The sequence below is a fragment of the Bacillus sp. FSL M8-0077 genome (assembly GCF_038050255.1).
In the GTDB taxonomy this organism is placed as follows: domain Bacteria; phylum Bacillota; class Bacilli; order Bacillales; family Bacillaceae; genus Bacillus; species Bacillus altitudinis.
This window is the reverse complement of the sequence record NZ_JBBPAF010000001.1, coordinates 2297525-2321770: the sequence shown is the minus strand read 5'-3', so window position 1 is coordinate 2321770 and position 24246 is coordinate 2297525. Positions and strand designations below refer to the sequence as shown.

General features: G+C 41.6%; 22 protein-coding genes. 21 read left to right on the top strand and 1 reads right to left on the bottom strand.

What is annotated here, in order from left to right; genetic code table 11:
* The first annotated feature begins 177 nt into the window (after positions 1 to 177).
* The 16 genes from accB (at position 178) to NST57_RS11825 (ending at position 17041) form a co-directional block, all read left to right on the top strand.
* Positions 178 to 660 carry an acetyl-CoA carboxylase biotin carboxyl carrier protein gene (accB, locus tag NST57_RS11900; protein ID WP_341298600.1) on the top strand — a complete coding sequence of 161 codons (483 nt, stop codon included), beginning with the start codon at positions 178 to 180 and terminating at the stop codon, positions 658 to 660.
* An 11-nt stretch (positions 661 to 671) separates the two neighbouring features.
* Positions 672 to 2021 (top strand): acetyl-CoA carboxylase biotin carboxylase subunit, encoded by a 1350-nt coding sequence (accC, locus tag NST57_RS11895; protein WP_008342217.1) that lies wholly within the window; start codon positions 672 to 674, stop codon positions 2019 to 2021.
* Between the two features lie 25 nt (positions 2022 to 2046).
* Complete coding sequence (locus tag NST57_RS11890; RefSeq protein WP_200831229.1) at positions 2047 to 2454, top strand: Asp23/Gls24 family envelope stress response protein; 408 nt, start codon at positions 2047 to 2049, stop codon at positions 2452 to 2454.
* Between the two features lie 209 nt (positions 2455 to 2663).
* Entirely contained in the window at positions 2664 to 3059 is a 396-nt protein-coding gene (gene nusB, locus NST57_RS11885) for a transcription antitermination factor NusB (protein WP_142155476.1), read from the top strand.
* Between the two features lie 11 nt (positions 3060 to 3070).
* The gene (gene folD / locus NST57_RS11880; protein WP_007501171.1) at positions 3071 to 3922 is read left to right on the top strand and encodes a bifunctional methylenetetrahydrofolate dehydrogenase/methenyltetrahydrofolate cyclohydrolase FolD; all 852 of its coding nucleotides are present in this window, start codon (positions 3071 to 3073) and stop codon (positions 3920 to 3922) included.
* Positions 3923 to 3992: 70 nt separating this feature from the next.
* Positions 3993 to 5339, top strand: coding sequence for an exodeoxyribonuclease VII large subunit (gene xseA / locus NST57_RS11875; RefSeq protein WP_142155475.1), 1347 nt, complete (start codon positions 3993 to 3995; stop codon positions 5337 to 5339).
* Positions 5336 to 5596 (top strand): exodeoxyribonuclease VII small subunit, encoded by a 261-nt coding sequence (locus NST57_RS11870; protein WP_003215880.1) that lies wholly within the window; start codon positions 5336 to 5338, stop codon positions 5594 to 5596. Before xseA ends, NST57_RS11870 begins: the two co-directional genes overlap by 4 nt.
* Positions 5580 to 6476, top strand: coding sequence for a polyprenyl synthetase family protein (locus NST57_RS11865; protein ID WP_445818791.1), 897 nt, complete (start codon positions 5580 to 5582; stop codon positions 6474 to 6476). Before NST57_RS11870 ends, NST57_RS11865 begins: the two co-directional genes overlap by 17 nt.
* Before the next feature lie 151 nt (positions 6477 to 6627).
* Complete coding sequence (gene dxs, locus NST57_RS11860) at positions 6628 to 8529, top strand: 1-deoxy-D-xylulose-5-phosphate synthase (RefSeq protein ID WP_341298598.1); 1902 nt, start codon at positions 6628 to 6630, stop codon at positions 8527 to 8529.
* Entirely contained in the window at positions 8526 to 9380 is an 855-nt protein-coding gene (locus tag NST57_RS11855) for a TlyA family RNA methyltransferase (protein WP_007501164.1), read from the top strand. Before dxs ends, NST57_RS11855 begins: the two co-directional genes overlap by 4 nt.
* A 366-nt stretch (positions 9381 to 9746) precedes the next feature.
* Complete coding sequence (gene ahrC, locus NST57_RS11850) at positions 9747 to 10196, top strand: transcriptional regulator AhrC/ArgR (protein WP_007501163.1); 450 nt, start codon at positions 9747 to 9749, stop codon at positions 10194 to 10196.
* Between the two features lie 34 nt (positions 10197 to 10230).
* Positions 10231 to 11964 (top strand): DNA repair protein RecN, encoded by a 1734-nt coding sequence (gene recN / locus NST57_RS11845; RefSeq protein ID WP_341298597.1) that lies wholly within the window; start codon positions 10231 to 10233, stop codon positions 11962 to 11964.
* 198 nt (positions 11965 to 12162) lie between these two features.
* Positions 12163 to 13440 carry a SpoIVB peptidase gene (spoIVB, locus tag NST57_RS11840; protein WP_142155470.1) on the top strand — a complete coding sequence of 426 codons (1278 nt, stop codon included), beginning with the start codon at positions 12163 to 12165 and terminating at the stop codon, positions 13438 to 13440.
* A 283-nt stretch (positions 13441 to 13723) separates the two neighbouring features.
* Positions 13724 to 14527, top strand: coding sequence for a sporulation transcription factor Spo0A (gene spo0A / locus NST57_RS11835; protein ID WP_142155469.1), 804 nt, complete (start codon positions 13724 to 13726; stop codon positions 14525 to 14527).
* A 449-nt stretch (positions 14528 to 14976) separates the two neighbouring features.
* Positions 14977 to 16077, top strand: a complete 1101-nt coding sequence (locus NST57_RS11830) for a response regulator aspartate phosphatase (protein WP_142155468.1) — start codon at positions 14977 to 14979, stop codon at positions 16075 to 16077.
* A gap of 226 nt (positions 16078 to 16303) precedes the next feature.
* Entirely contained in the window at positions 16304 to 17041 is a 738-nt protein-coding gene (locus NST57_RS11825; protein ID WP_142155467.1) for a glycerophosphodiester phosphodiesterase family protein, read from the top strand.
* Positions 17042 to 17075: 34 nt separating this feature from the next.
* Here the strand turns inward: NST57_RS11825 and NST57_RS11820 are convergent, their stop codons facing one another.
* Complete coding sequence (locus NST57_RS11820) at positions 17076 to 17312, bottom strand: DUF2627 domain-containing protein (protein WP_017357960.1); 237 nt, start codon at positions 17310 to 17312, stop codon at positions 17076 to 17078.
* Between the two features lie 149 nt (positions 17313 to 17461).
* Between NST57_RS11820 and NST57_RS11815 the strand changes: the two genes are divergently transcribed.
* From NST57_RS11815 to lpdA, 5 genes are all read left to right on the top strand, one after another.
* Positions 17462 to 19534 carry a sigma-54-dependent Fis family transcriptional regulator gene (locus NST57_RS11815; RefSeq protein ID WP_341298596.1) on the top strand — a complete coding sequence of 691 codons (2073 nt, stop codon included), beginning with the start codon at positions 17462 to 17464 and terminating at the stop codon, positions 19532 to 19534.
* 125 nt (positions 19535 to 19659) lie between these two features.
* Entirely contained in the window at positions 19660 to 20553 is an 894-nt protein-coding gene (gene yqiS / locus NST57_RS11810) for a phosphate butyryltransferase (RefSeq protein ID WP_142155465.1), read from the top strand.
* 25 nt (positions 20554 to 20578) lie between these two features.
* A complete protein-coding gene (gene bcd, locus NST57_RS11805; protein WP_007501155.1) occupies positions 20579 to 21673 on the top strand; it encodes a branched-chain amino acid dehydrogenase in 1095 nt (364 codons plus the stop codon).
* A gap of 33 nt (positions 21674 to 21706) precedes the next feature.
* Positions 21707 to 22828 carry a butyrate kinase gene (buk, locus tag NST57_RS11800; protein ID WP_445818790.1) on the top strand — a complete coding sequence of 374 codons (1122 nt, stop codon included), beginning with the start codon at positions 21707 to 21709 and terminating at the stop codon, positions 22826 to 22828.
* The gene (lpdA, locus tag NST57_RS11795; RefSeq protein WP_341298594.1) at positions 22818 to 24242 is read left to right on the top strand and encodes a dihydrolipoyl dehydrogenase; all 1425 of its coding nucleotides are present in this window, start codon (positions 22818 to 22820) and stop codon (positions 24240 to 24242) included. The genes buk and lpdA overlap by 11 nt, the downstream gene beginning before the upstream one ends.
* Positions 24243 to 24246 lie beyond the last annotated feature (4 nt).

Here is a 24246-nt window from a genome sequence, read left to right as displayed (position 1 = left end):
TTTTCTGAAAAGGGCGTTTTTTCATGCGGGTTGACGCCCTTTTTCAGGTGCTTGCGCGAGGTGTCTCATCACATTAATAGTTGAATTCAACGAAATCCTCCTGTAAGATGGTTATAGTATGTACTTTTAGTACTAGCCTATAAAAAAAGATAAATCCATACATAGGGGTGCAAATCCATGTTAAAAATTGAAGAGATTCATGAACTAATTAAATTAATTGACGAATCAACAATTGATGAATTTACGTACGAAAACGAAGGTGCAAAAATCAAGTTAAAGAAAAATAAAGAAGTCGTTCAGCAAGTTGCGGCACAAGCACCAGTGGCTCCTGTCCAAGCAGCTCCAGCTCAACAAGCTCCTAAAGCACAAGCTCCAGCTCAGACCGAAGCCCCTGCACAAGAGGGAGCCGCGTCTGAAAACCTGCATAAAATCACATCCCCAATGGTTGGCACATTTTACGCTTCTTCTTCACCAGAAGCAGATCCATATGTGACAACAGGTTCTAAAGTGAAGGAAAACTCAGTTGTATGTATCGTTGAAGCGATGAAACTGTTTAATGAAATCGAAGCAGAAGTAAAAGGCGAAATCGTCGAAGTATTAGCTGGAAACGGTCAGCTTGTAGAATTCGGACAACCCCTCTTTCTAGTGAAAGCAGAGTAAGGAGTACGATCATGATTAAAAAGCTATTAATTGCAAACAGAGGAGAAATCGCAGTTAGAATCATCCGTGCTTGTAAAGAGCTTGGAATTGAAACAGTTGCGGTATTTTCTGAAGCGGATCGTGATGCGCTGCATGTTCAAATGGCTGATGAAGCATATTGCATCGGACCGACTGCTTCAAAAGATAGTTATTTAAATGTGACAAATATTGTCAGTGTGGCAAAACTAACAGGTACAGATGCCATCCATCCAGGATATGGTTTCCTTGCTGAAAATGCAGACTTTGCAGAGCTTTGCGAGGAATGTAATGTCATCTTCGTTGGACCAACTGCGTCAGCAATTTCCAAAATGGGAACGAAAGATGTGGCAAGAGAAACAATGAAGCAAGCTGGTGTTCCAATTGTTCCTGGTTCTCAAGGAATTGTAAAAGATCTTGATGATGCTGTTTCAACAGCAGCAGGTATTGGGTATCCTGTCATTATTAAAGCAACTGCAGGCGGCGGTGGTAAAGGTATCCGTGTGGCTCGCACAGAAGAAGAACTCATTAACGGTGTCACCATCACGCAGCAGGAAGCAGCACAAAACTTCGGGAACCCAGGTGTCTATTTGGAGAAATTCATTGAAGACTTTAGACACGTGGAAATTCAAGTCCTTGCTGATCAGCATGGGAATACCATTCACTTAGGTGAACGTGATTGTTCTATCCAAAGAAGAATGCAAAAGCTTTTGGAAGAAACGCCATCACCTGCACTAAATGCAGATATTCGTGAGCAAATGGGTGAAGCTGCCGTAAAAGCAGCCGAAGCTGTTGAATACACAGGTGCTGGAACGGTTGAATTCATTTATGATTATAATGAAGAGAAGTTTTACTTCATGGAAATGAATACACGTATCCAAGTAGAGCATCCTGTAACGGAAATGGTCACTGGTGTTGATTTGATCAAAGAACAGATCAAAGTAGCTTCAGGTGAAAAGCTTTCCCTTACTCAAGAGGATGTCGTATACGAAGGCTGGGCGATTGAATGTCGTATTAATGCAGAGAACCCTGAGAAAAACTTCATGCCTTCTGCTGGTGAAATTAAAATGTACCTTCCGCCAGGCGGTTTAGGAGTACGTATTGATTCTGCCGCTTATCCTGGTTATGTGATTCCGCCATATTACGATAGTATGATTGCGAAAGTGATCACATATGGTAAAACGAGAGAAGAAGCAATTGCAAGAATGAAACGTGCGCTTCAAGAATTCGTCATTGAAGGAGTCTACACAACGATTCCATTCCACCTCAGATTACTAGAGCACGAAACATTTGTGAGCGGTAATTTTAATACGAAGTTTTTAGAAACGTATCAAATTATGAAATAATAACAGCTTTCGGAGGTGAATGATCGTGTCAGAAAACAATTTGCTTGAAATGAACCTTGATGAAGATCAATTGGGAAAAGTGCAAATTGCGCCAGAAGTGATTGAAGTCATTGCTGGGATCGCTGCATCAGAGGTCGAAGGAATTGCAGAAATGCGCGGCAACTTCGCTGCTGATGTGGCAGAACGCTTTGGGAAGAAAAATCACCGTAAAGGTGTGAAAGTAGATGTCTCTGATGAAGGCATCACAGTTGATGTGTATTGTGTGGTTGAATTTGGCCTATCCATTCCAAAGGTATCCACTGCTGTTCAAGAAAATATCCGTCAAACCCTTTTAAACATGACGGCTTTAACGATTAATGAAATCAACATTCATGTCGTCGGCATTCAGTTTGATACAAAAACAGCTGAAGCTGAAGTTGATCAAGAAATGTAAAAAGGGTTGAAGTGAAACCAAGGAGGCATCGCCTCTTTGGTTTTTTAAAGCCCATTTTTGGGAAAATTCCGTATGATCATTACGTCACGCATCGAGTGATTCGTTTTTCGTCACAGCTCGCATGGATCTTGGTGCGACTACGGTCAAAATATGTTATGATCTCTGTATGGCTTAACGACAAGCGGATAAAGTGGTTAAAGGAGTAAATAATGAAAAGAAGAACTGCAAGAGAAAAGGCGCTACAAACATTATTTCAAATTGATGTCAGCAATATTGATCCGAAAGAGGCCATTACACATGCGCTGGATGAACAAGAATCAGATCCTTTTTTCGAGGAACTGGTTTTCGGTGTGCTCGAACAAAAGGACAGGCTCGATGACATGATTTCACAGCATCTTGTGAATTGGAAACTTGATCGTATTGCGAACGTAGACAGAGCCATTTTAAGGCTCTCTGTGTACGAAATGGTATATCAAGAAGATATCCCGTTGAGTGTTTCAATGAATGAAGCCATTGAACTGGCAAAATTGTTCGGTGATGATAAAGCGCCGAAATTTGTAAATGGTGTACTTTCAAACATTAAAAACGACCTAAAGCAGCAATAGGAGGATTCGACATGACAGCAACAATCATCGATGGGAAAGAAACAGCAAAAGAAAAGCGTGAACAATTAGCAAAAGAAGTAGAAGAGCTAAAACAAAAAGGAGTCACACCTGGTCTTGCCGTTATTCTAATCGGTGATGATCCGGCTTCACTTTCTTATGTACGCGGGAAGAAAAAAGCAGCAGAAGCCATGGGCATGCATTTCCAGCTTGATCATTTAGATGCTTCTTTAACAGAAGAGGAATTGCTAAAGATGATTGATCAGTACAATGCGAATGATCAATTCCACGGAATTCTTGTTCAGCTTCCACTGCCAAAACATATTTCTGAAAAAGCCGTCATTGAACGAATTTCACCAGAGAAAGACGTAGATGGTTTTCATCCGCTGAATATCGGGAAAATGCTACTTGGGGAAGACACATTCCTCCCTTGCACACCAGCAGGTATTGTTGAATTATTGAACAAAACAGGTGTGGATCTCTCTGGCAAAGAAGTGGTCGTTGTAGGACGAAGCAATATCGTCGGCAAACCAGTTGGACAATTGCTATTAAACGAAAATGCAACCGTCACCTACTGTCATTCAAGAACGGCGAACATTTCAGAACATACGTTAAAAGCGGACATTTTAGTTGTTGCCGTCGGTCGAGCAAACTTTATTAAAGCTGACCAAATTAAAGAAGGCGCTATTGTCATTGATGTAGGAGTCAATCGTCTAGAAACAGGGAAACTTGTAGGGGACGTTGACTTTGAAGCAGCAAAAGAAAAAGCTTCTTACATCACACCAGTCCCTGGCGGAGTGGGTCCAATGACAATTACGATGCTTGCACACAATACGGTTAAATCAGCAAAACGTACATTATCATAAGCTTGATCCATTCATCCACCTGCGTGCTGCCGGTGGATGAATGTGCGTTTTTGAAGAGGAGGAATACGTCATGAGTGAAAAAGCCTTTGTGACGGTCACAGCCCTTACAAAATACATAAAAAGAAAATTTGATGTTGACCCTCATTTAGAAGATATTTGGATCAAAGGTGAGTTATCAAATGTGAAGATTCATTCAAGAGGGCATGTTTATTTCACCTTAAAGGACGAAAATGCACGTATGCAAGCTGTCATGTTTCAACGCTCAGCGTCCAAGCTGCCTTTTTCACCAAAGAGCGGAATGAAAGTGTTCGTACGTGGCGGAATTCAAGTCTACGAACCGAGCGGAAGCTATCAATTATATGCAAAAGAAATGCAGCCTGATGGTGTTGGTGCTCTTCATCTTGCCTATGAAGAGCTGAAGAAGAAACTAGCAAGTGAAGGCTTATTTGATGAGCGCTATAAAAAAGCAATTCCTGAATATCCAGAGATTGTTGGTGTCATTACATCTCCAACAGGAGCAGCAGTTCGAGATGTCATTACCACGATCAATCGGCGCTATCAACAGGCCAAGATTATTGTGCTTCCGGCATTAGTCCAAGGAGAAAATGCCCCGCGTTCGATTGTGGAACGGATTAAAGAAGCCAATGAAAAACAGCTTTGTGATGTCTTGATTGTCGGAAGAGGCGGAGGATCGATTGAAGAACTTTGGGCCTTTAATGAAGAAGCAGTCGCAAGAGCAATCTTCGCATCAGACATTCCAATCATTTCTGCCGTTGGACACGAAACAGATTTTACCATTAGTGATTTCACTGCAGACATGAGAGCACCCACACCAACAGGAGCAGCCGAACTAGCTGTTCCAAGCACCGCTGATTTAATTGAACGAATCAAATCAATCGACATTCGGTTAACAAGAGCAGTAAAAAATCGAACGTCACAAGCAAAAGACCGTCTTGTGGCACTTCAATCCTCTTATGCTTTCCGTTTTCCAAAGCGATTACAAGAGCAAAAAGAGCAGCAATTCGATATGGTATTTGATCGTTTTCAAAAACAGCTGACAAGACAATTGGAACAAAAACGCAGTCAACTGGACCGCCAAACATATAGACTGAAGCCGCTTCATCCTAAAGAGCAGCTGCTTCAGGCGAAAAAACGCCACGCTAATGAAACAGAACAGCTCATTCGGAGCATGAATGTGCAAATGAAAACAATTCATTCGCAGTTCCAATCGGTTCTTGGTAAACTAAATGCATTAAATCCGCTTCAAGTCATGGAAAGAGGCTATAGTTTAGCCTATAAAGAAGATGAGCTTATTAAAAGTGTGAATCAAGTAGAAACGAAGGATCAACTGACGATTACAATGAAGGATGGACGTCTGATTTGTGAGGTTATTGAGAAGGAGGGGCAATCATCATGACAGAATCAAATAAACAAAAAGAAGAACAAATGACATTTGAAGAGGCCATGAAAGGACTTGAAGAGATTGTTGGAAAGCTCGAAGAAGGCGATGTACCGCTAGAACAAGCTATCCACTATTTCCAAGAGGGAATGACACTCTCAAAACTTTGCCATGAAAAATTACAGCATGTTGAAAAGCAAATGGATTTCATTTTAAAAGAGGACGGTGAACTGGCTCCTTTTTCAGTGAAGGAGGCAGATGCTGGTGACAAGTAACTTAAACGAATTTTTAACAACACGAAAACAAGCAATTGAAGATTATTTATTTACATATGTGCAGGAATTGTCTATTCCCGAAGACCTGAAATCTTCTATGCTTTATTCTCTGAAAGCTGGCGGAAAAAGACTGCGTCCTGTGCTTGTTCTTGCTCTTTTAAATGCGTATGGAAAAAGGGAAGAAGACGGTATACCAGTAGGCTGTGCAGTGGAAATGATTCATACGTATTCCTTGATACATGATGATCTTCCTTGTATGGACGATGATGATCTGCGCAGAGGAAAGCCGACCAACCATAAAGTTTATGGCGAGGCAACAGCCGTTCTTGCAGGTGATGCGCTGCTCACTGAAAGCTTCCGTCTGATTACATCGCAATTATCTGACGATGTACCTGCTGATCAAAAGCTTAGAATCATCGATGAACTTGTTACATCAGCAGGTGCACTCGGAATGGTTGGCGGGCAATTTGATGATATGGAAGCAGAACAGAAACAAATTCCTCTTTCTGAACTAGAATCGATTCATGCGCGCAAAACAGGAAAGCTACTCACCTTTAGTGTGGCTGCTGGTGCGATGCTGGCAGGGGCATCTGATGATGAGATCGAAAAGCTGAGAGAATTCAGCTATCATATTGGTATTGCTTTTCAAATCCGTGATGATATTTTAGATCTTGAAGGCAGCGAAGAGAAAATAGGAAAGCGGATCGGCTCCGATACAGCAAATGAAAAGTCGACATATCCTTCTTTATTAACGCTTTCAGGAGCAAAAGAAAAGCTGGATGAACATATCACTCGTGCGAAAGAAATTGTCTCAAATCTTGAGTTGGAGCAAAAATTGCTGCATGATTTATGCGATCTGATTGCCTCACGAGATCACTAAAAACAGCCTAGATTTGAGGGTCCTCGAGCAATTGTGGTAAACTGTAAACAGTTTATCATGATGAGACAACTCTTATTCCTGAATTGGTTTTCATAGGAATAAGGCATTATATATGTAGATAGAAATTTTGTTGAAAGCGAGTTGATCCTGATTGGATCTTTTATCAATAAAAAATCCAACGTTTCTAAAAGGAATGTCAAATGCAGAATTAGAGGAGCTTAGTGCGGACATTCGCACGTTTTTAATTGAGTCGTTAGCGAACTCTGGTGGGCACATTGGTCCAAACCTTGGTGTCGTTGAACTTACTGTTGCACTTCACAAAGTATTTGACAGCCCGAAAGACAAATTTCTTTGGGATGTTGGACATCAGTCTTACGTTCACAAGCTGTTAACTGGAAGAGGCGCCGAGTTTGACACACTTCGTCAATATAAAGGGCTCTGCGGTTTCCCTAAACGAAATGAAAGTGAACATGATGTTTGGGAGACTGGACACAGTTCAACCTCATTATCTGGCGCAATGGGAATGGCGGCAGCGCGTGACATTAAAGGAACAGATGAATATATTCTCCCGATTATCGGCGATGGTGCACTAACCGGCGGTATGGCGTTAGAAGCACTGAACCATATCGGGGATGAAAAAAAAGACATGATTGTGATCTTAAATGACAATGAAATGAGTATTGCGCCAAACGTTGGTGCGATCCATACAATGCTTGGCAGGCTACGTACAGCTGGTAAATACCAGTGGGTAAAAGACGAGCTTGAATACTTATTCAAGCGTATTCCAGCAGTAGGCGGAAAGCTTGCTGCAACAGCAGAACGTATCAAGGACAGTCTGAAATATTTGCTTGTCTCTGGTATGTTTTTTGAGGAAATGGGCTTTACTTACTTAGGACCAGTAGATGGACATTCCTATGAAGATTTGTTTGAGAATCTTGAGTACGCAAAGAAAACAAAAGGCCCGGTTCTCCTTCATGTCATCACGAAAAAAGGAAAAGGCTATAAGCCGGCCGAATCTGATAAGATCGGCACATGGCACGGAACAGGACCATACAAAATCGACACAGGTGACTTTGTGAAACCGACAGCAGCCGCACCGTCGTGGAGTGGTCTCGTCAGTGAAACCGTCAGAAAGCTGGCACGGGAAGATGGGCGAATTGTCGCAATTACACCTGCAATGCCCGTTGGCTCAAAGCTTGAAGGGTTTGCAAAAGAATTCCCAGAGCGAATGTTTGATGTTGGAATTGCAGAGCAGCACGCTGCAACAATGGCAGCTGGACTTGCTACACAGGACATGAAGCCATTTTTAGCGATTTATTCAACATTCCTCCAAAGAGCCTATGATCAAGTGCTGCATGATATTTGCCGTCAAAATCTCAATGTGTTCATTGGCATTGACCGTGCAGGTCTTGTCGGTGCAGATGGAGAAACGCATCAAGGTGTATTTGACATTGCTTTCATGCGACATATGCCGAATATGGTTCTCATGATGCCAAAGGATGAAAATGAAGGACAGCATATGGTCAACACAGCCATTCAATATGACGAAGGTCCAATTGCCATGCGCTTCCCGCGTGGAAATGGACTAGGCGTTAAAATGGATGAACAGCTGAAAACCATCCCAATTGGTTCTTGGGAAGTTCTTCGTCCCGGGAAAGATGCTGTCATTTTAACATTTGGTACAACCATTAAAATGGCGCTGCAGGCAGCAGAAGAACTGCAAAAAGAAGGAAAATCAATCCGTGTTGTCAATGCTCGTTTCATTAAGCCTCTTGATGAAAGCATGTTAAATGAGATACTGTCTGAAGGGATGCCAATTTTAACAATAGAAGAAGCGGTGCTTCAAGGTGGATTTGGCAGCAGCGTATTAGAATATATTCACGACAAAAAAGTGTCTCATATAAAAGTAGAACGTATGGGCATTCCAGATGAATTTATTGAGCATGGAAGTGTCGATGCGCTGCTTGAGGAAATTGGACTGACGAAAACACAGGTTGCTGAAACGTTACGTGACCTGCTTCCCGCAGCACCAAGAAAAGGAATTGGATCATGACATCAAAGAAAGAACGACTTGACGTTTTATTAGTCGAACAAGGACTAATGGAAACGAGAGAGAAAGCAAAACGCGCCATTATGGCAGGGATCGTTTACTCAAATGAAAACCGTTTGGATAAGCCAGGAGAAAAAATCGCTCGTGATACCCCGCTGACTGTGAAGGGAAATCCGCTGAAATATGTCAGCCGAGGTGGGCTAAAGCTCGAAAAGGCACTTCAAGAATTTGATTTAACCGTTGAAGGAAAGCTGTTGATTGATATCGGTTCATCAACAGGGGGGTTTACAGATTGTGCACTCCAAAATGGAGCAGTCAAATCCTATGCTGTGGATGTTGGCTATAATCAACTTGCGTGGAAATTAAGACAGGATGATCGAGTGATCGTCATGGAACGCACCAACTTCCGCCATTCTGTTCCGGCAGATTTCACCGAAGGATTACCAGAGGTTGCATCGATTGATGTATCATTTATCTCGCTCAAACTCATTCTTCCCGCATTAAAGCATATTCTTATCCCAGGCGGCGACTGTATTGCACTAGTGAAGCCGCAGTTCGAAGCGGGCAGAGAGCTTGTTGGAAAAAAAGGCATTGTGCGGGAGCCTTCTGTACACCTTGGTGTGCTAGAAGAAATGAATCAATTTGCTGCAAAAGAAGGCTATGATGTAAAGGATGTTTCGTTTTCACCGATTACAGGTGGAGATGGAAATATCGAATTTCTCCTCCACTTGGTCCTGCATCCCGATCAAGAAGAGAATACGGCACTTCCAGTATCTGAACTTGAAAAAGTCGTCAAAGAAGCCCATGCCGTATTGAAAGAAAAGAAAAACAGTCCTGAGCCGGCTGACACATGAATTATTGAAACAAAAGGAATAATAGCTCGCTATTATTCCTTTTAGATTGTTGACAAAGGGCTAAAATGAACTTGATTTTAGCCCTTTGTCTTCTTTTCAGCGTGATAGAAAACCTTTGCAGTCTAGGAAGGACGAGTACTGGCGCGGAGCGAATTTGGCATTCGTGAGCACCAGAGCGCAGGACTGACAAAGAATGCGAGGGTTTGTCTACATGCTGAAAGGAATAATAGCTCGCTATTATTCCTTTTTACATGGTCAAAAGATCAGAATTAACCGTTTCTCACGTAATGCTTGTTTTTTGAAGTGTGCATCATATAACATAGAACGTAAAGACAAACTGAGATTCTAACGCCTAGGGGGGTCAAAATGAACAAAGGTCAAAGACATATTAAGATTAGAGAAATTATCGCAAGCCAAGAAATCGAAACACAAGACGAATTAGTCGATATTTTGAAAGCGGATGGATATAACATCACGCAGGCAACCGTATCAAGAGATATCAAAGAACTGCATTTAGTCAAAGTGCCAACAAATAATGGAACATATAAATACAGCCTTCCTGCAGATCAGCGGTTTAACCCGCTATCAAAATTAAAGCGCTCCTTAATGGACGCATTTATTAAAATGGATGCTGCCAGTCATTTAATCGTTTTAAAAACAATGCCTGGGAACGCTCAAGCCATCGGTGCTTTAATGGATAATTTAGATTGGGAAGAAATTATGGGAACCATTTGTGGGGATGATACCATCTTAATCATTTGCCGCACGCCAGACGACACGGATACCGTTTCGTCCAAAATTTTAGAGCTTCTATAAACAGATCAGGTTTACAAAAAGAGGTGTCAAATGAGTGTTAGCAGAACTAACCATTAAAAACTTTGCAATCATTGAGGAGTTAACGGTTTCGTTTGAAAAAGGACTCACAGTTCTAACGGGGGAAACAGGTGCCGGAAAATCAATTATGATTGACGCTGTCTCGCTCCTCGTAGGGGGAAGAGGCTCATCTGAATTTGTCCGTTACGGCGAAAAAAAAGCAGAGCTGGAAGGCCTTTTTCTTGTACCAGCAGATCATCCTGTATTTGCTCTTTGCCAGGAACAAGGAATTGATGCATCTGATGAAATGATGATTCTTCGCCGTGATATCAATCAAAGCGGGAAAAGCATCTGCCGCATTAATGGTAAGCTTGTCACCATCTCGCTTTTAAGAGAAGTTGGCCGGCTTTTGCTTGATATACATGGACAGCATGATAATCAGCTGTTAATGGAGGATGAAAATCATTTGCATTTGCTTGATCAATTTGGAGCGGAAGAAATTGCACCTGCTCTCTCGCAGTATCAAGAAGCGTATGATCAATATATGAAAACGGCGCAAAAGCTCAAACAGCTGTCTGAAAATGAGCAGGAAATGGTCCACCGGTTAGACTTATTGCAATTTCAGCTGGAAGAGATTGAAGCGGCGCAATTAGAGCCTGGGGAAGATGAGAAGCTTCAAGAGGAACGTCATCAAATCAGCAATTTTGAAAAAATTTTTTCCTCGCTCCAAAACGCATATAATGCTCTGCGTAATGAGCAGGGAGGACTTGATTGGGTTGGAATGGCTTCAAGCGAGCTAGAGCAAGTTTCTGAGATCAACGACGATCTGAAAAAGCTCTCTGAGCAAGTGTCAAACTCCTATTATTTATTAGAAGATTCTACTTTTCAAATGCGTAGCATGCTTGATCAATTAGAATTTGACCCAGCCCGTCTTGATTTTATTGAGTCTAGGCTGAATGAGATGAAGCAGCTGAAGCGAAAGTACGGCACAACCGTAGAGGAAATTTTAGAATATGCGGCTAAGATTGAAGAGGAGATTGACCAAATCCAAAATCGAGACAGCCATTTGCAGACACTTAAAAACAAACTTGATGCGATAAGCCGGGATGCATTGCTTGAAGCGCTCAACGTGTCAGAGCTCCGTAAAAAATGGGCGAAAAAACTGGCGAAGCAAATTCAAGCTGAATTGAAGGATTTATATATGGAGAAGTCTTCTTTTGATACCGCTTTTTCGATTCGATATGCACCATTTGGCAGCACGGACTGCCCGCTTTTAGATGGAAAACCCGTACAGCTCGGGAAAAAAGGCATAGATCAAGCGCAATTTGTCATTTCTACAAATCCGGGTGAACCGATGAAATCTTTGTCAAAAGTAGCATCTGGAGGAGAAATTTCTCGTGTCATGCTGGCAGTGAAAAGTATTTTCTCTGCCAAACAAGAAGTGACTTCCATTATATTTGATGAAGTGGATACGGGCGTTAGCGGCAGAGTCGCACAAGCCATTGCTGAAAAAATTTATAAAGTAGCAACAGGCTCACAAGTACTCTGTATTACCCATCTGCCGCAAGTCGCAGCAATGGCTGATACACATCTTTTTATTTCTAAACGTGCTAAAGCTGGCAGAACAATGACGAACGTCAAACCACTAAGTAATGATGAAAAAGTGAGTGAAATTGGCCGAATGATTGCTGGTGTAGAAGTCACTGAGCTCACAAAACAGCATGCAAAAGAATTACTACACCAAGCAAATGATGTCAAAACGACAGGGTAGCTGAAACAACAGCTGCCTTTTTTATATTGTCTCATATTCGCCGTCTATACGCATGAATTCGTCTTTTTCTTTTATCAATTTATCCAATCATTTTCTAAAGGTGCCGGTTATAAATCCTCGCTAAGAAGGCAAAAGTAAAGATGTAGCCAAAACATTAATGTTCTGGTGTGGGTAAGGAGCGAGGAGAGTGAAAAATGAATGCCCGAAAAGATGAGAAAAGCCATTGGTGTGATTCTCCTTGTTTCTTTAATAAGTACAGGGTTTATGAGCATAGTGAAGGAATATATCAGCATTCCAACAACTGTCGCAGTATTTGAACACGAGAAGCGTTCGATTGATACATCCATTGAAGCGTCAGCCAATACTTCTTCACCAGCCTTTAGTCTTTCAGAGAAAAAGAATCAACTTGAAGTAACAGGACAAAAGGCGGGAAAAGCTGAAATTGTTTATGATTTTAAAGGATTTCCTATTAAGAAAACAAAAGTCGATGTTCTTCCCGAATTAAAAGTCATTCCTGGAGGACAATCCATTGGCGTCAAACTCCACTCTGTAGGAGTTCTCGTTGTCGGTTTTCATCAAATCACAACAGCAGACGGCAAAAAATCACCAGGTGAAGCCGCAGGCATTCAATCAGGGGATATGATCATTGAGATTAATGGTCACAAAATGGAGAAGATGAATGACCTCACCCCATTTATTCAGAAAGCCGGAAAAACGGGGGAAACTCTTCATTTACTCATAAAAAGAGACCATAAAACCTTTCAAACGACATTAACACCCGCAAAAGATGCAAGTGAAGGTACCTATCGAATCGGACTTTATATTCGTGATTCCGCAGCAGGAATCGGAACGATGACCTTCTTTGAACCATCTTCTAAAAAATATGGCGCCCTTGGGCATGTGATTTCTGACATGGATACAAAAAAACCAATCGTGGTCGACAATGGCGAAATTGTCAGATCAACCGTCACATCCATTGAAAAAGGGACAGGAGGCAACCCTGGAGAAAAATTGGCCAGGTTTTCTTCCGAAAGAAAAACGATAGGTGATATTTCACGTAACAGTCCATTCGGTATATTTGGTACGTTAACCGAAAAACTTGAAAATCATGTAGCAGACAAACCACTTCCCGTCGCATTATCAAATGAAGTAAAAGAAGGTCCAGCCGAAATATTAACGGTTGTGGACCATGATAAAGTAGAGAAATTCGATATTAAAATCGTTAGCACAACACCGCAAAAATTCCCGGCAACAAAAGGAATGGTGCTTAAAGTAACGGATGAACGCTTATTAAGTAAAACGGGCGGGATTGTTCAAGGAATGAGCGGAAGCCCTATCATCCAAAATGGCAAAGTCATTGGAGCGGTCACTCACGTGTTCGTCAATGACCCGACAAGCGGATACGGCGTACACATTGAATGGATGCTGTCAGAAGCAGGAATTGATCTTTATCAAAAAAACAAAAAAGCAAGCTGACCCAAAACTGCCGCGAATCTTCCGGCAGTTTTTTTCTACCCTTTCTTTCTCTTCCATCATGTTATAAAATAAGGAAAAAGAGATTTTTCGACAAAATGGAAAACAGTGTGTTGTCAAATTGCAATAATCGTCGATTCATTAAGAAAAACGTAGAAAAAGCTAGATAATGCTCTATTATTCGGAAAATTAAACTTTTTTAAAGGGGATAGCATGGTTTTGTCGAATTGAACACTCAGAAGAGAAATGCAAAAGACTAAGGAATCGACATTGGGGAGGAAAGAACGTGGAGAAAATTAAAGTGTGTGTAGCTGATGACAATCGAGAACTTGTTGGCCTTTTGACAGAGTATATTGAGGGACAGGAAGATATGGAAGTAATTGGCGTGGCGTATAATGGTCAGGAATGTCTGACATTATTTAAAGATAAAGAGCCCGACGTTCTCCTCTTAGATATTATCATGCCTCATTTAGATGGTCTTGCTGTACTGGAACGCCTCCGTGAAAACAATGAAATGACCAAGCAGCCAAGTGTCATTATGCTGACGGCATTCGGTCAAGAAGATGTAACGAAAAAAGCGGTCGATTTGGGCGCATCTTATTTCATCTTGAAACCATTCGATATGGAAAACCTCGTAGGTCATATTCGTCAAGTCAGTGGAAACGGTACACAAGTCAGCCATCGATCTTCATCTATCCAAAACAGTGTCCTTCGCAGCAAACCTGAACCGAAACGCAAGAACTTAGATGCGAGCATTACGACGATTATTCATGAGATTGGCGTACCAGCTCATATTAAAGGTTATTTATACTTAAGAGAAGCTATTTCGATGGTGTACAATGATATTGAACTACTCGGCAGTATTACAAAAGTATTGTACCCAGACATTGCAAAGAAATTTAACACGACAGCCAGCAGGGTAGAAAGAGCGATTCGTCATGCCATTGAAGTGGCTTGGAGCAGAGGAAACATTGATTCCATTTCCTCACTCTTTGGTTACACAGTCAGCATGTCAAAAGCCAAACCGACCAATTCCGAATTTATTGCCATGGTAGCTGATCGTCTGCGTTTAGAGCATAGAGCAAGCTAAGTCAACGTCCATAAAAAAACGTTTCTTCAATGAGGCGTTTTTTTATTTTTGTAAAATATTGCCAAAAAATGGTTATATTGATAAAATCATCTTTAATGTTTAAATTGGACAAACGGGTCGCTTTATTTTCAGAATAAAATGAAAAATAAAGCATGAAAGAAATGAATATGACATAAAGTAGTGGTAATCAGCTACGCTAATCAATTGGCTTATAGAAGAAGAAAACGCTCATTCGTAAGAAAAAGGATGAGAGTAAAAGGTCTTATGTAATTGGTAAATTAAGTAAATGAGATCTAAAGTTCTATTTCTATTGACCTGATTGGTTGGCGTTTTAAAGTCACTGGCTTCTTAGAGATTGTGCCATTTGAACTGAATATTCCCATTGTCGAATTTAATAATTTTCACATTCTTTTACTATGCTATAATAATGAAAAGAAGAGGGTGAGGTTATGGGAAAGCTGAAAATCCACTCTGCTGAGGTTGCGAACGAAATTAGCAAGTGGACGAGGGTCATTTCTCAGAATGACCTAGAAAAATCTGCTGTCTATAAAGAGAAAATTCAGAATTTGCTAAAAAATACAGATGAGGACCGAGAAGTTCTTCTTTATTATCAGCTAGTCGACGGTAGACATGAAATGTTACTTGGAAATATTGAAAAAGCTAATCAGATTATGAAAAGTGTCGGAACGCTGGATGAAAAAGCAGATGACATTATTAATTTTTATTTTTACTTTTATAAAGGCCAATATGCCGCCTATGTCAAAAAATATGATGAGGCGATTAGTTTTTATAAGATTGCAGAGCAGCGTCTAAAACGTGTGAATGAAGATCTTGAAGTAGGAACTTTTCATCATAAAGTCGCTTCCGTTTATTACGAACTGAAGCAAAATTTTATTTCCATTAATCATATTAAAAAAGCCATTGATACGTTTAAAGCGCATGAGGAATATACTGCACAGGCGATTGACAGCTTGATTTTACATGCGAGCAACTGTATTGATTTACTACAGTTTGATGAAGCTGAGAAAAAGTACAAAGAGGCACTTGAGAAAAGTAAGCGCATTAACAATGAAGTGCTGATTGGGAAGTGCTATCACAATTTAGCGGTTCTTTATTACGCAAAACCTGATTATGAAAAAAGTGCGCAATACGCCAAAAAAGGGATGGGCATTCAAATTCATCGCGACAATAGCCATTATTTCATCCAATCTTTATATGTTCTCGCAAATGCCTTAGTTCATTTAGGAGATCATGAGGCGAAAGAATATATTAAAGAGGGGATTCAATATAGCTGCGATATCCAAAATAATGAATATATAGTAAAATTTGAAATTTTGGATCTGATGTGCGAAAATAGTGGAGCGGCAGACGTATTCTCTGAAAAATTAGACTACATAGAAAAAAATAGATTATATGTGGAGCTTGAGGATTTGTCTGAACAAATATCGAAATACTTCAAGGAACGAAATGATTATCAAAATGCCATTCGTTTTCTTGAAAAGAAATTCGATGCACAAATACTTCAAAAGAAAGTGGAGGTTATCTTATGAAAAAGTTGTTGTTAGGTGTAACAATCGTTACAGCAGTCGCAGTTGTTTCTTCCCTTTTTGCTCTTGACGCAGAGACGACAGAGCAAGCCATCAGAGCGATTACGTGATCGAATTTACCTGTCAACCTCTTCTCACTTATCAGAAGAGGTTTTTTTATGTACTCAAACTGGCAAAACGAAAAAAGACACGTCATAATATAGGTAATCATCATATTTAGAGGTGGCATATGACGAAAATTTTTGCACATAGAGGCTTTAAAGGAAACTATCCAGAGAACACCATGATTGCCTTTGAGCACGCACTCCATTCTGGAGCGGATGGAATTGAGCTTGATGTTCAGCTCACCAAAGACGGCAGACTGGCTGTCATTCACGATGAAAAGCTGAACCGAACGACCAATATGAAAGGGTTAGTGAAAGACTATACATATGAAGAGTTAAAAAGAGGAGATGCAAGTCACTCTTTCTATGAAGAAACGGGTGCGGTTTGCATTCCTCTTTTAGAAGAAGTATTAGAGCTAGTGACGCAGCGATCATCCTTTATGATCAACATTGAATTAAAAAACTCTATTTATCGATATCCAGGGATTGAAGAGAAAGTAAAAAAGCAAATTGAGCACTTTCAAATAGAGGATCGAGTGCTTGTCTCATCATTTCATCACGGCAGCTTAGCTCTTTTTCACAAGCTGATGCCGCACATTGAACTGGCGGTCCTCACGATGGATGTGATTCATCAACCGGACATGTATTTAAAAACAATCCCGGCAAAGGGCTACCATCCGAATATAAAGGGCGCTGGGGTGACAAAAGAAGTATTAGCCGCTCTCCATGCGGACCAACAAGTGATTAGACCGTTTACTGTAAACAGTGAGAAGCAAATAAAAAATATGTTGAGATTGGGTGTTGATGGAATCTTTACTGATTTTCCTGATCGAGCCATCAAAATAAGAGAAGAAATGAAATAAAGACCCGCTATCAACAGCGGGTCTTTTTCATGATTTACCTTTGCTTAAATCGAGTCGTTACTTTATTTCGTTTACGGTCCCTGTATAAAATAAATCCTGCAACAACATAAAGACCTCCCCCTAAAAATAACAACCCTGCAATTCCTTGCAACCATAAATATGGAAATGGTGCAATGATGATGCCGAAAACAGTGTCACGCAGCAGCTTAATGCCAAGTGCTGCAAAGGCTCCAGGTATTAAAATAATCACTAATGCCAGTATTCTCCCCATCAAATGTCCCCTTAAACGTTATTTACTTCCATTGTCTAATTCAAAAAATATTTTGTCAAGAAAGGAAAACGTGGTAATATAGGTGTTGTGCAATTTTTTGCAACGGAAAAATATGGTGTGCAAAATTTTTCATATAAAGGGGTAATGGGATGCAGAGAGTCTTGATTGTCGGTGCAGGACAAGGTGGATCAGCACTGCTTGAAACATTGCTGAAAACAAATACGGTTCAAATCATTGCGATCGCCGACCTTGATCTCGAGGCACCGGGGATGGATGAAGCGAAAAAGAATGGAATTGAGACGACGACGGATTGGAAAGAATACATAAAAGATGACATTGATATCATCATTGAAACCACAGGCAGTTCTGCTGTACTGAAGGAACTAATTGAACAAAAACCAGAGCATGCTGTGATTGTGCCAAGCTCGATGGCATACGTCATGTCAGAATTAATGGCAGAGAAACAACAGCTTATTCAAATATTGAAGGAACAAACCTATAAACATGACCGCATTTTTAATGCAACGAATGATGGCATGATTTTTATTAATATGGATGAAGAAGTGGTCCTGTTTAATCGATCGGCTTCCAAAATGGTGGGGTGCTCGCAAAAGGATGCGATTGGCCGTCACATTCGAGAAGTGATTCCGAACACGAAACTTCCCGATATATTAAGGTCAAGGGAGCCGGAATTTAACCAAAAACAATTTTTGAATCAGCAAATTCAAATTGTGACCACCCGTCTGCCGATTATTGATGACGCGGGGAGAATGTTAGGTGCTTTATCCATCTTTAAAGACATTACAGATGCGGTGGAGCTTGCGGAGGAAGTGACGAACCTCAAAGAAGTAAGAACGATGCTTGAGGCGATTATTCAATCATCAGATGAAGCCATATCGGTTGTCGATGAGCAAGGGAAAGGTATTTTGATCAACCGTGCTTATACGAAAATGACCGGTTTAACGGATAAAGAGGTCGTGGGTAAACCAGCAGGAGCTGATATTTCCGAAGGGGAAAGCATGCACTTAAAGGTGCTTGAAACAAGAAGACCTGTTCGAGGCGTCAGAATGAAGGTCGGTCCAAACAAAAAAGATGTCATCGTCAATGTAGCACCTGTCATTGTTGACGGCATTCTAAAAGGCAGTGTCGGAGTCATTCACGATGTATCCGAAATTCAATCATTGACGAATGAATTAAATAAAGCAAGACAGCTCATCCGAACGCTTGAAGCGAAGTACACATTTGAAGACATTATTGGAGAAAGTGAACAAATGCTTGTCGCACTTGAGCAAGCAAAGCTGGGCGCAAAAACGCCGGCAACCATTTTACTCCGCGGAGAATCAGGAACTGGGAAAGAGCTGTTTGCACATGCCATTCACAATGAAAGTGATCGCAAGTACAACCGCTTTGTCCGTGTCAACTGTGCTGCCTTATCAGAAACCCTTTTAGAGTCAGAACTGTTTGGCTACGAAGAAGGAGCGTTTTCTGGTGCAAGGCGCGGCGGGAAAAAAGGGCTGTTTGAAGAAGCCAATCAAGGCAGTATCTTTTTAGATGAAATCGGTGAAATGACGCCAAGTACGCAAGCGAAATTGCTGCGAGTCATGCAAGAAAAAGAAATTGTTCGGGTAGGCGGAACGAAAGCGATACCAGTCGATGTGCGTGTGATCACAGCGACAAATGTCAATATTGAAAAGGCGATGGCAGAAGGTAAGTTCAGAGAGGATTTATATTATCGAATGAACAGATACCCGATATCAATTCCACCGCTCAGACAGCGCCTCGAAGATATTGAATCATTAAGTAAACGCCTCATTCAGAAAATTAATTTAGACTATGGGCGAAACGTCAGCGGTTTAACAGATCGTGCACTCAATAGACTTCGATCATATGGCTGGCCAGGCAACGTGAGAGAGCTTGAAAATGTGCTTGGACGAGCTATGATCTTTTTGAATCCGCAAGAAGAATGGATCGATGAAGCGCATATCGCCTTCATGGAGTCAGAAGAGCATGAAGAAAAAGAGCAGCAGGAACTGGCTGTTAGTCAATTTGAGGGGGAGACGCTTTCGGATGCTGTAGAAGCATTTGAAGCGCAGCTGATCAAACAAACCCTTGAAAAACATCAATTCAATCGGACAAAAACAGCGAAAACGTTAGGGATCAGCATTCGGAATCTTTACTATAAAATGGATAAGTATCAGCTTGCAAAAGATAGCATGCAGTAATATGCATGTAACCTGCAAAGAATTGCATGTTTTCTTTGCGAAAAGGTTTATTTTTCACACATTTCAAGCTGGCACGGAACTTGCATATAACAAGAGGAACCGAGCACAAGGAAAGGTGGGCAAGTATGAAGCTTGACGATCTGATTATCAAAGCCTCGCAGCTGCAGAACAAAACAGCGGCTGTGGCTCATGCAGAAGACGAAGAAGTGCTTCATGCCATCAAAATGGCAATCGAACGAAAAGTCGCTCGCTTCCTGCTGGTTGGAAACAAACGCAACCTAAAGGAGCTAGTCAAACAGCATGAGATTAATGAAGACTGGATAGATATTATTCATTCAGATTCACCCGAAGAATCGGCCAAAATTGCCGTTCAGGCAGTAAGTGAAAATCATGCAGATATTCTCATGAAGGGTCATGTCCCGACTGCCGTACTGTTAAAAGCTGTCCTAAATAAAGAGTATGGGCTTCGGACAGCGAGTGTCCTTTCACATGTTGCAGCCTTTGAAGTACCGGGGTTTGACCGTTTTATCTATGTGACGGACTCTGCGATGAACATTGCGCCTGATTTAAATATGCTGAAAGAAATTACGATGAATTCCGTTCAAGTCGCACAATCTGTCGGAAATGATATGCCTAAAGTAGCGGTATTATCAGCGGTAGAAATCGTAAACCCTGCGATGGATTCGACGCTCACAGCTGCAAGCCTTGCCCAAATGAATCGAAGAGGTCAAATTTCTGGCTGCCTGATTGATGGGCCGCTTGCTTTAGATAATGCCATCTCTCAAACGGCAGCTTCTCATAAAAATATTACGAGTGATGTGGCTGGTCATGCAGATATTTTGCTTGTGCCAACCATTGAAGCAGGCAACATTCTGTATAAATCTCTCATCTACTTTGCACATGCAAAAGTGGGAGCTGTGGTGGCAGGAGCGAAAGCGCCGATTGCTTTAACAAGCCGGTCTGATTCAGCTGAAAGTAAGCTCTATTCAATTGCACTTGCCATTTGTACATCAAATTAAGCGAAAGTATTAGGAGGAATAGAAAATGGAACTTTTTAAATATATGGAACGATACGATTATGAACAGCTTGTATTTTGTCAGGATGAACAGTCTGGTTTAAAAGCCATCATTGCCATTCATGATACAACACTTGGGCCGGCACTAGGCGGAACAAGAATGTGGACATATGAAAATGAAGAAGCAGCGATCGAAGATGCCTTGCGTCTTGCAAGAGGTATGACCTATAAAAATGCGGCGGCAGGGCTAAACCTTGGCGGCGGTAAAACGGTCATCATCGGTGATCCGAGAAAAGACAAGAATGAAGAAATGTTCCGTGCTTTTGGCCGCTATATTCAAGGATTAAATGGCCGTTATATCACCGCTGAAGATGTCGGTACAACGGTAGAAGATATGGATCTTATCCATGAAGAAACAGACTTTGTCACAGGAATCTCTCCTGCATTTGGTTCTTCAGGAAACCCATCTCCAGTGACAGCTTACGGTGTATATAAAGGGATGAAAGCAGCTGCAAAAGCAGCCTTCGGTACAGATTCATTAGAAGGAAAAACAATTGCCGTTCAAGGTGTTGGAAACGTGGCTTACAACCTATGTAAACACCTGCATGAAGAAGGCGCACAGCTCATCGTCACTGATATCAACAAAGACTCAGTTCAGCGAGCTGTAGAAGACTTCGGTGCAAAAGCGGTAGACCCTGATGATATTTATGATCAAGAATGTGATATTTACGCACCATGTGCACTCGGTGCAACGATTAACGATGTGACGATTCCTAAATTAAAGGCAAAAGTCATTGCAGGTGCAGCGAATAACCAGCTGAGAGAAACACATCATGGAGATCTTATTCATGAAATGGGCATTGTGTACGCACCAGATTATGTCATCAATGCAGGCGGTGTGATTAATGTTGCAGATGAGCTTTATGGCTATAATGCAGATCGTGCAATGAAAAAAGTAGAAGGCATTTACCAAAACATTGAGCGAGTGATTGAAATCTCTAACCGTGATGCCATTCCAACTTATAAAGCGGCAGATCGATTGGCTGAAGAGCGAATTGAAAGAATGCGCAAATCAAGAAGCCAATTCCTGCAAAATGGTCAACATATTTTAAGTCGTCGCTAAATGGATGAATGAGTTGAAACGGAGGTTTTGTTTTTGCTAACAAAAGAATGGCGTATTCTCACTATTAATCCTGGCTCTACTTCAACAAAAATCGGTGTGTTTCATAATGAACGATCTATTTTTGAAACGACATTAAGACATACAGATGAGGAAATCAAGCAGTTTCCTCATATCATTGATCAATTTTCATTCCGTAAAGAAACCATTTTGAAAACACTGCATGAACAGGGGATGAACATCTCAAAGTTTGATGCAGTTTGCGCACGCGGTGGTCTTCTTCGCCCGATTGAAGGCGGCACATATGAAGTAAATGAGCAAATGGTTGAAGATCTAAAAGAAGGGTATGCTGGACAGCACGCCTCTAATCTAGGCGGAATTATTGCCCGAGAAATTGCACTTGGCCTCAACATCCCAGCTTTTATTGTGGACCCAGTAGTCGTAGATGAACTAAAGCCGATTGCTCGTATTTCAGGACTGCCAACAATTGAGCGGAAAAGCATTTTTCATGCGTTAAATCAAAAAGCGGTTGCAAGAAAAACGGCAGCTTCGTTTGGAAAACGTTACGAAGATTTGAACATGATCATTACCCATATGGGCGGCGGAATTACGATTGGTGTACATGAAAAAGGAAAAGTCATTGATGTGAATAACGGTCTTCATGGCGAGGGTCCTTTCAGCCCAGAGCGGGCAGGTACTCTTCCAACGGGTGACCTTGTCAATTTATGCTTTTCTGGTGAATATTCGCAAGAGGAAATGCTTAAACGCATAATTGGTGAAGGCGGTCTTGCGGGCTATCTTGACACGACAGATGCAGTAAAAGTAGAGCGCATGATCGAAGCAGGTGATGAGCGTGCGGCGCTTATTTATGAAGCGATGTGCTATCAAATTGCCAAAGAAATCGGTGCGGCTAGTGCGGTTTTAAAAGGAGCTGTTGACGTCATTGTGTTAACAGGTGGTCTTGCCTACAGCAAACAAATTACGTCAAGCATTAGAGGATACATTGACTGGATTTCAGATGTTGTTGTATACCCAGGTGAAAATGAATTGCAATCCTTAGCAGAAGGGGCGCTTCGCATTTTAAAAGAAGAAGAATCACCAAAAGAATACCCAAATGATCAAAAGGCGGAGAAAGGAGTGACAAGTCATGGCAACTGAATATGACCTCGTCATTCTTGGTGGAGGCACAGGCGGCTATGTAGCGGCCATTCGTGCCTCTCAACTTGGATTGAAAACAGCAGTCGTAGAAAAATCAAAGCTCGGTGGAACATGTCTTCATAAAGGCTGTATTCCATCTAAAGCGCTGCTTAGAAGTGCAGAAGTCTATCAAACGGTCAAACGTGCCGCTGATTTTGGCGTTGAAGCAAGCGGAATTGCCTTACAATTTGCAAGCGTACAAAAAAGAAAAACAGAGATTGTCGACAAATTAGCAGGCGGCGTCAAACACTTAATGAAACAAGGGAAAATTGATGTATACGAAGGAATAGGCCGTATCCTAGGCCCTTCGATCTTTTCGCCAATGCCAGGCACCATCTCGGTAGAAATGGCGAATGGCGATGAAAATGAAATGCTGATTCCAAAGCAGGTCATCATTGCGACTGGATCAAGACCGCGCGTTCTGCCTGGGCTTGAAGCGGATGGAATACACATTCTTACATCAGATGAAGCACTTGAACTGCAAGAACTTCCTCAGTCCATGCTGATTGTCGGCGGAGGCGTGATTGGGATCGAATGGGCTTCCATGCTTAACGATTTTGGCGTAAAAGTCACAGTGATCGAATTTGCAGATCGCATTTTGCCAACAGAGGATCAAGATATTTCTAAAGAAATGGAAAAGCTTTTGACGAAGAAAGGGATTACCTTAGTGACAAATGCGAAGGTTCTGCCAGATACTGCCGAAAAGCACGAGAATCTCGTTAAGATCCAAGTGGAACAAGGTGGAGACACTCAGTCGTTTGAAGCAGAGAAACTGCTTCTTTCAGTTGGCCGAGTGCCAAACGTGGAAGGCATAGGTCTTGAAAACACGGACATTCAGACAGAAAAGGAAGGCATTGTCGTGAATGAGCATTATCAAACGAAAGAGTCGCATATTTACGCAATAGGTGATGTCATTGGCGGTCTTCAGCTGGCGCATGTCGCATCACATGAAGGCATGATTGCAGTGGAACATATGGCTGGTCAAGATCCAAAGCCGCTTGACGAAACGCTCGTGTCTAAATGTGTTTACTCTCACCCAGAAACCGCTAGTGTTGGGCTGACTGAACAGGCGGCAAAAGAGCAAGGCTACGAAGTCAAGATTGGGAAGTTTCCCTTCATGGCAATCGGAAAAGCGCTTGTATTTGGAGAGTCTGATGGATTTGTCAAAATCATTGCTGACCAAAAGACAGATGATATCTTAGGAATTCATATGATTGGTCCTCATGTAACAGATATGATATCTGAAGCTGCATTAGCCAAAGTACTAGATGCAACTCCGTGGGAAGTGGGGCAGACGATCCACCCGCATCCAACCTTGTCAGAGGCAATTGGCGAGGCAGCACTGGCTGTTGACGGAAAGGCGATCCATTTTTAATCAA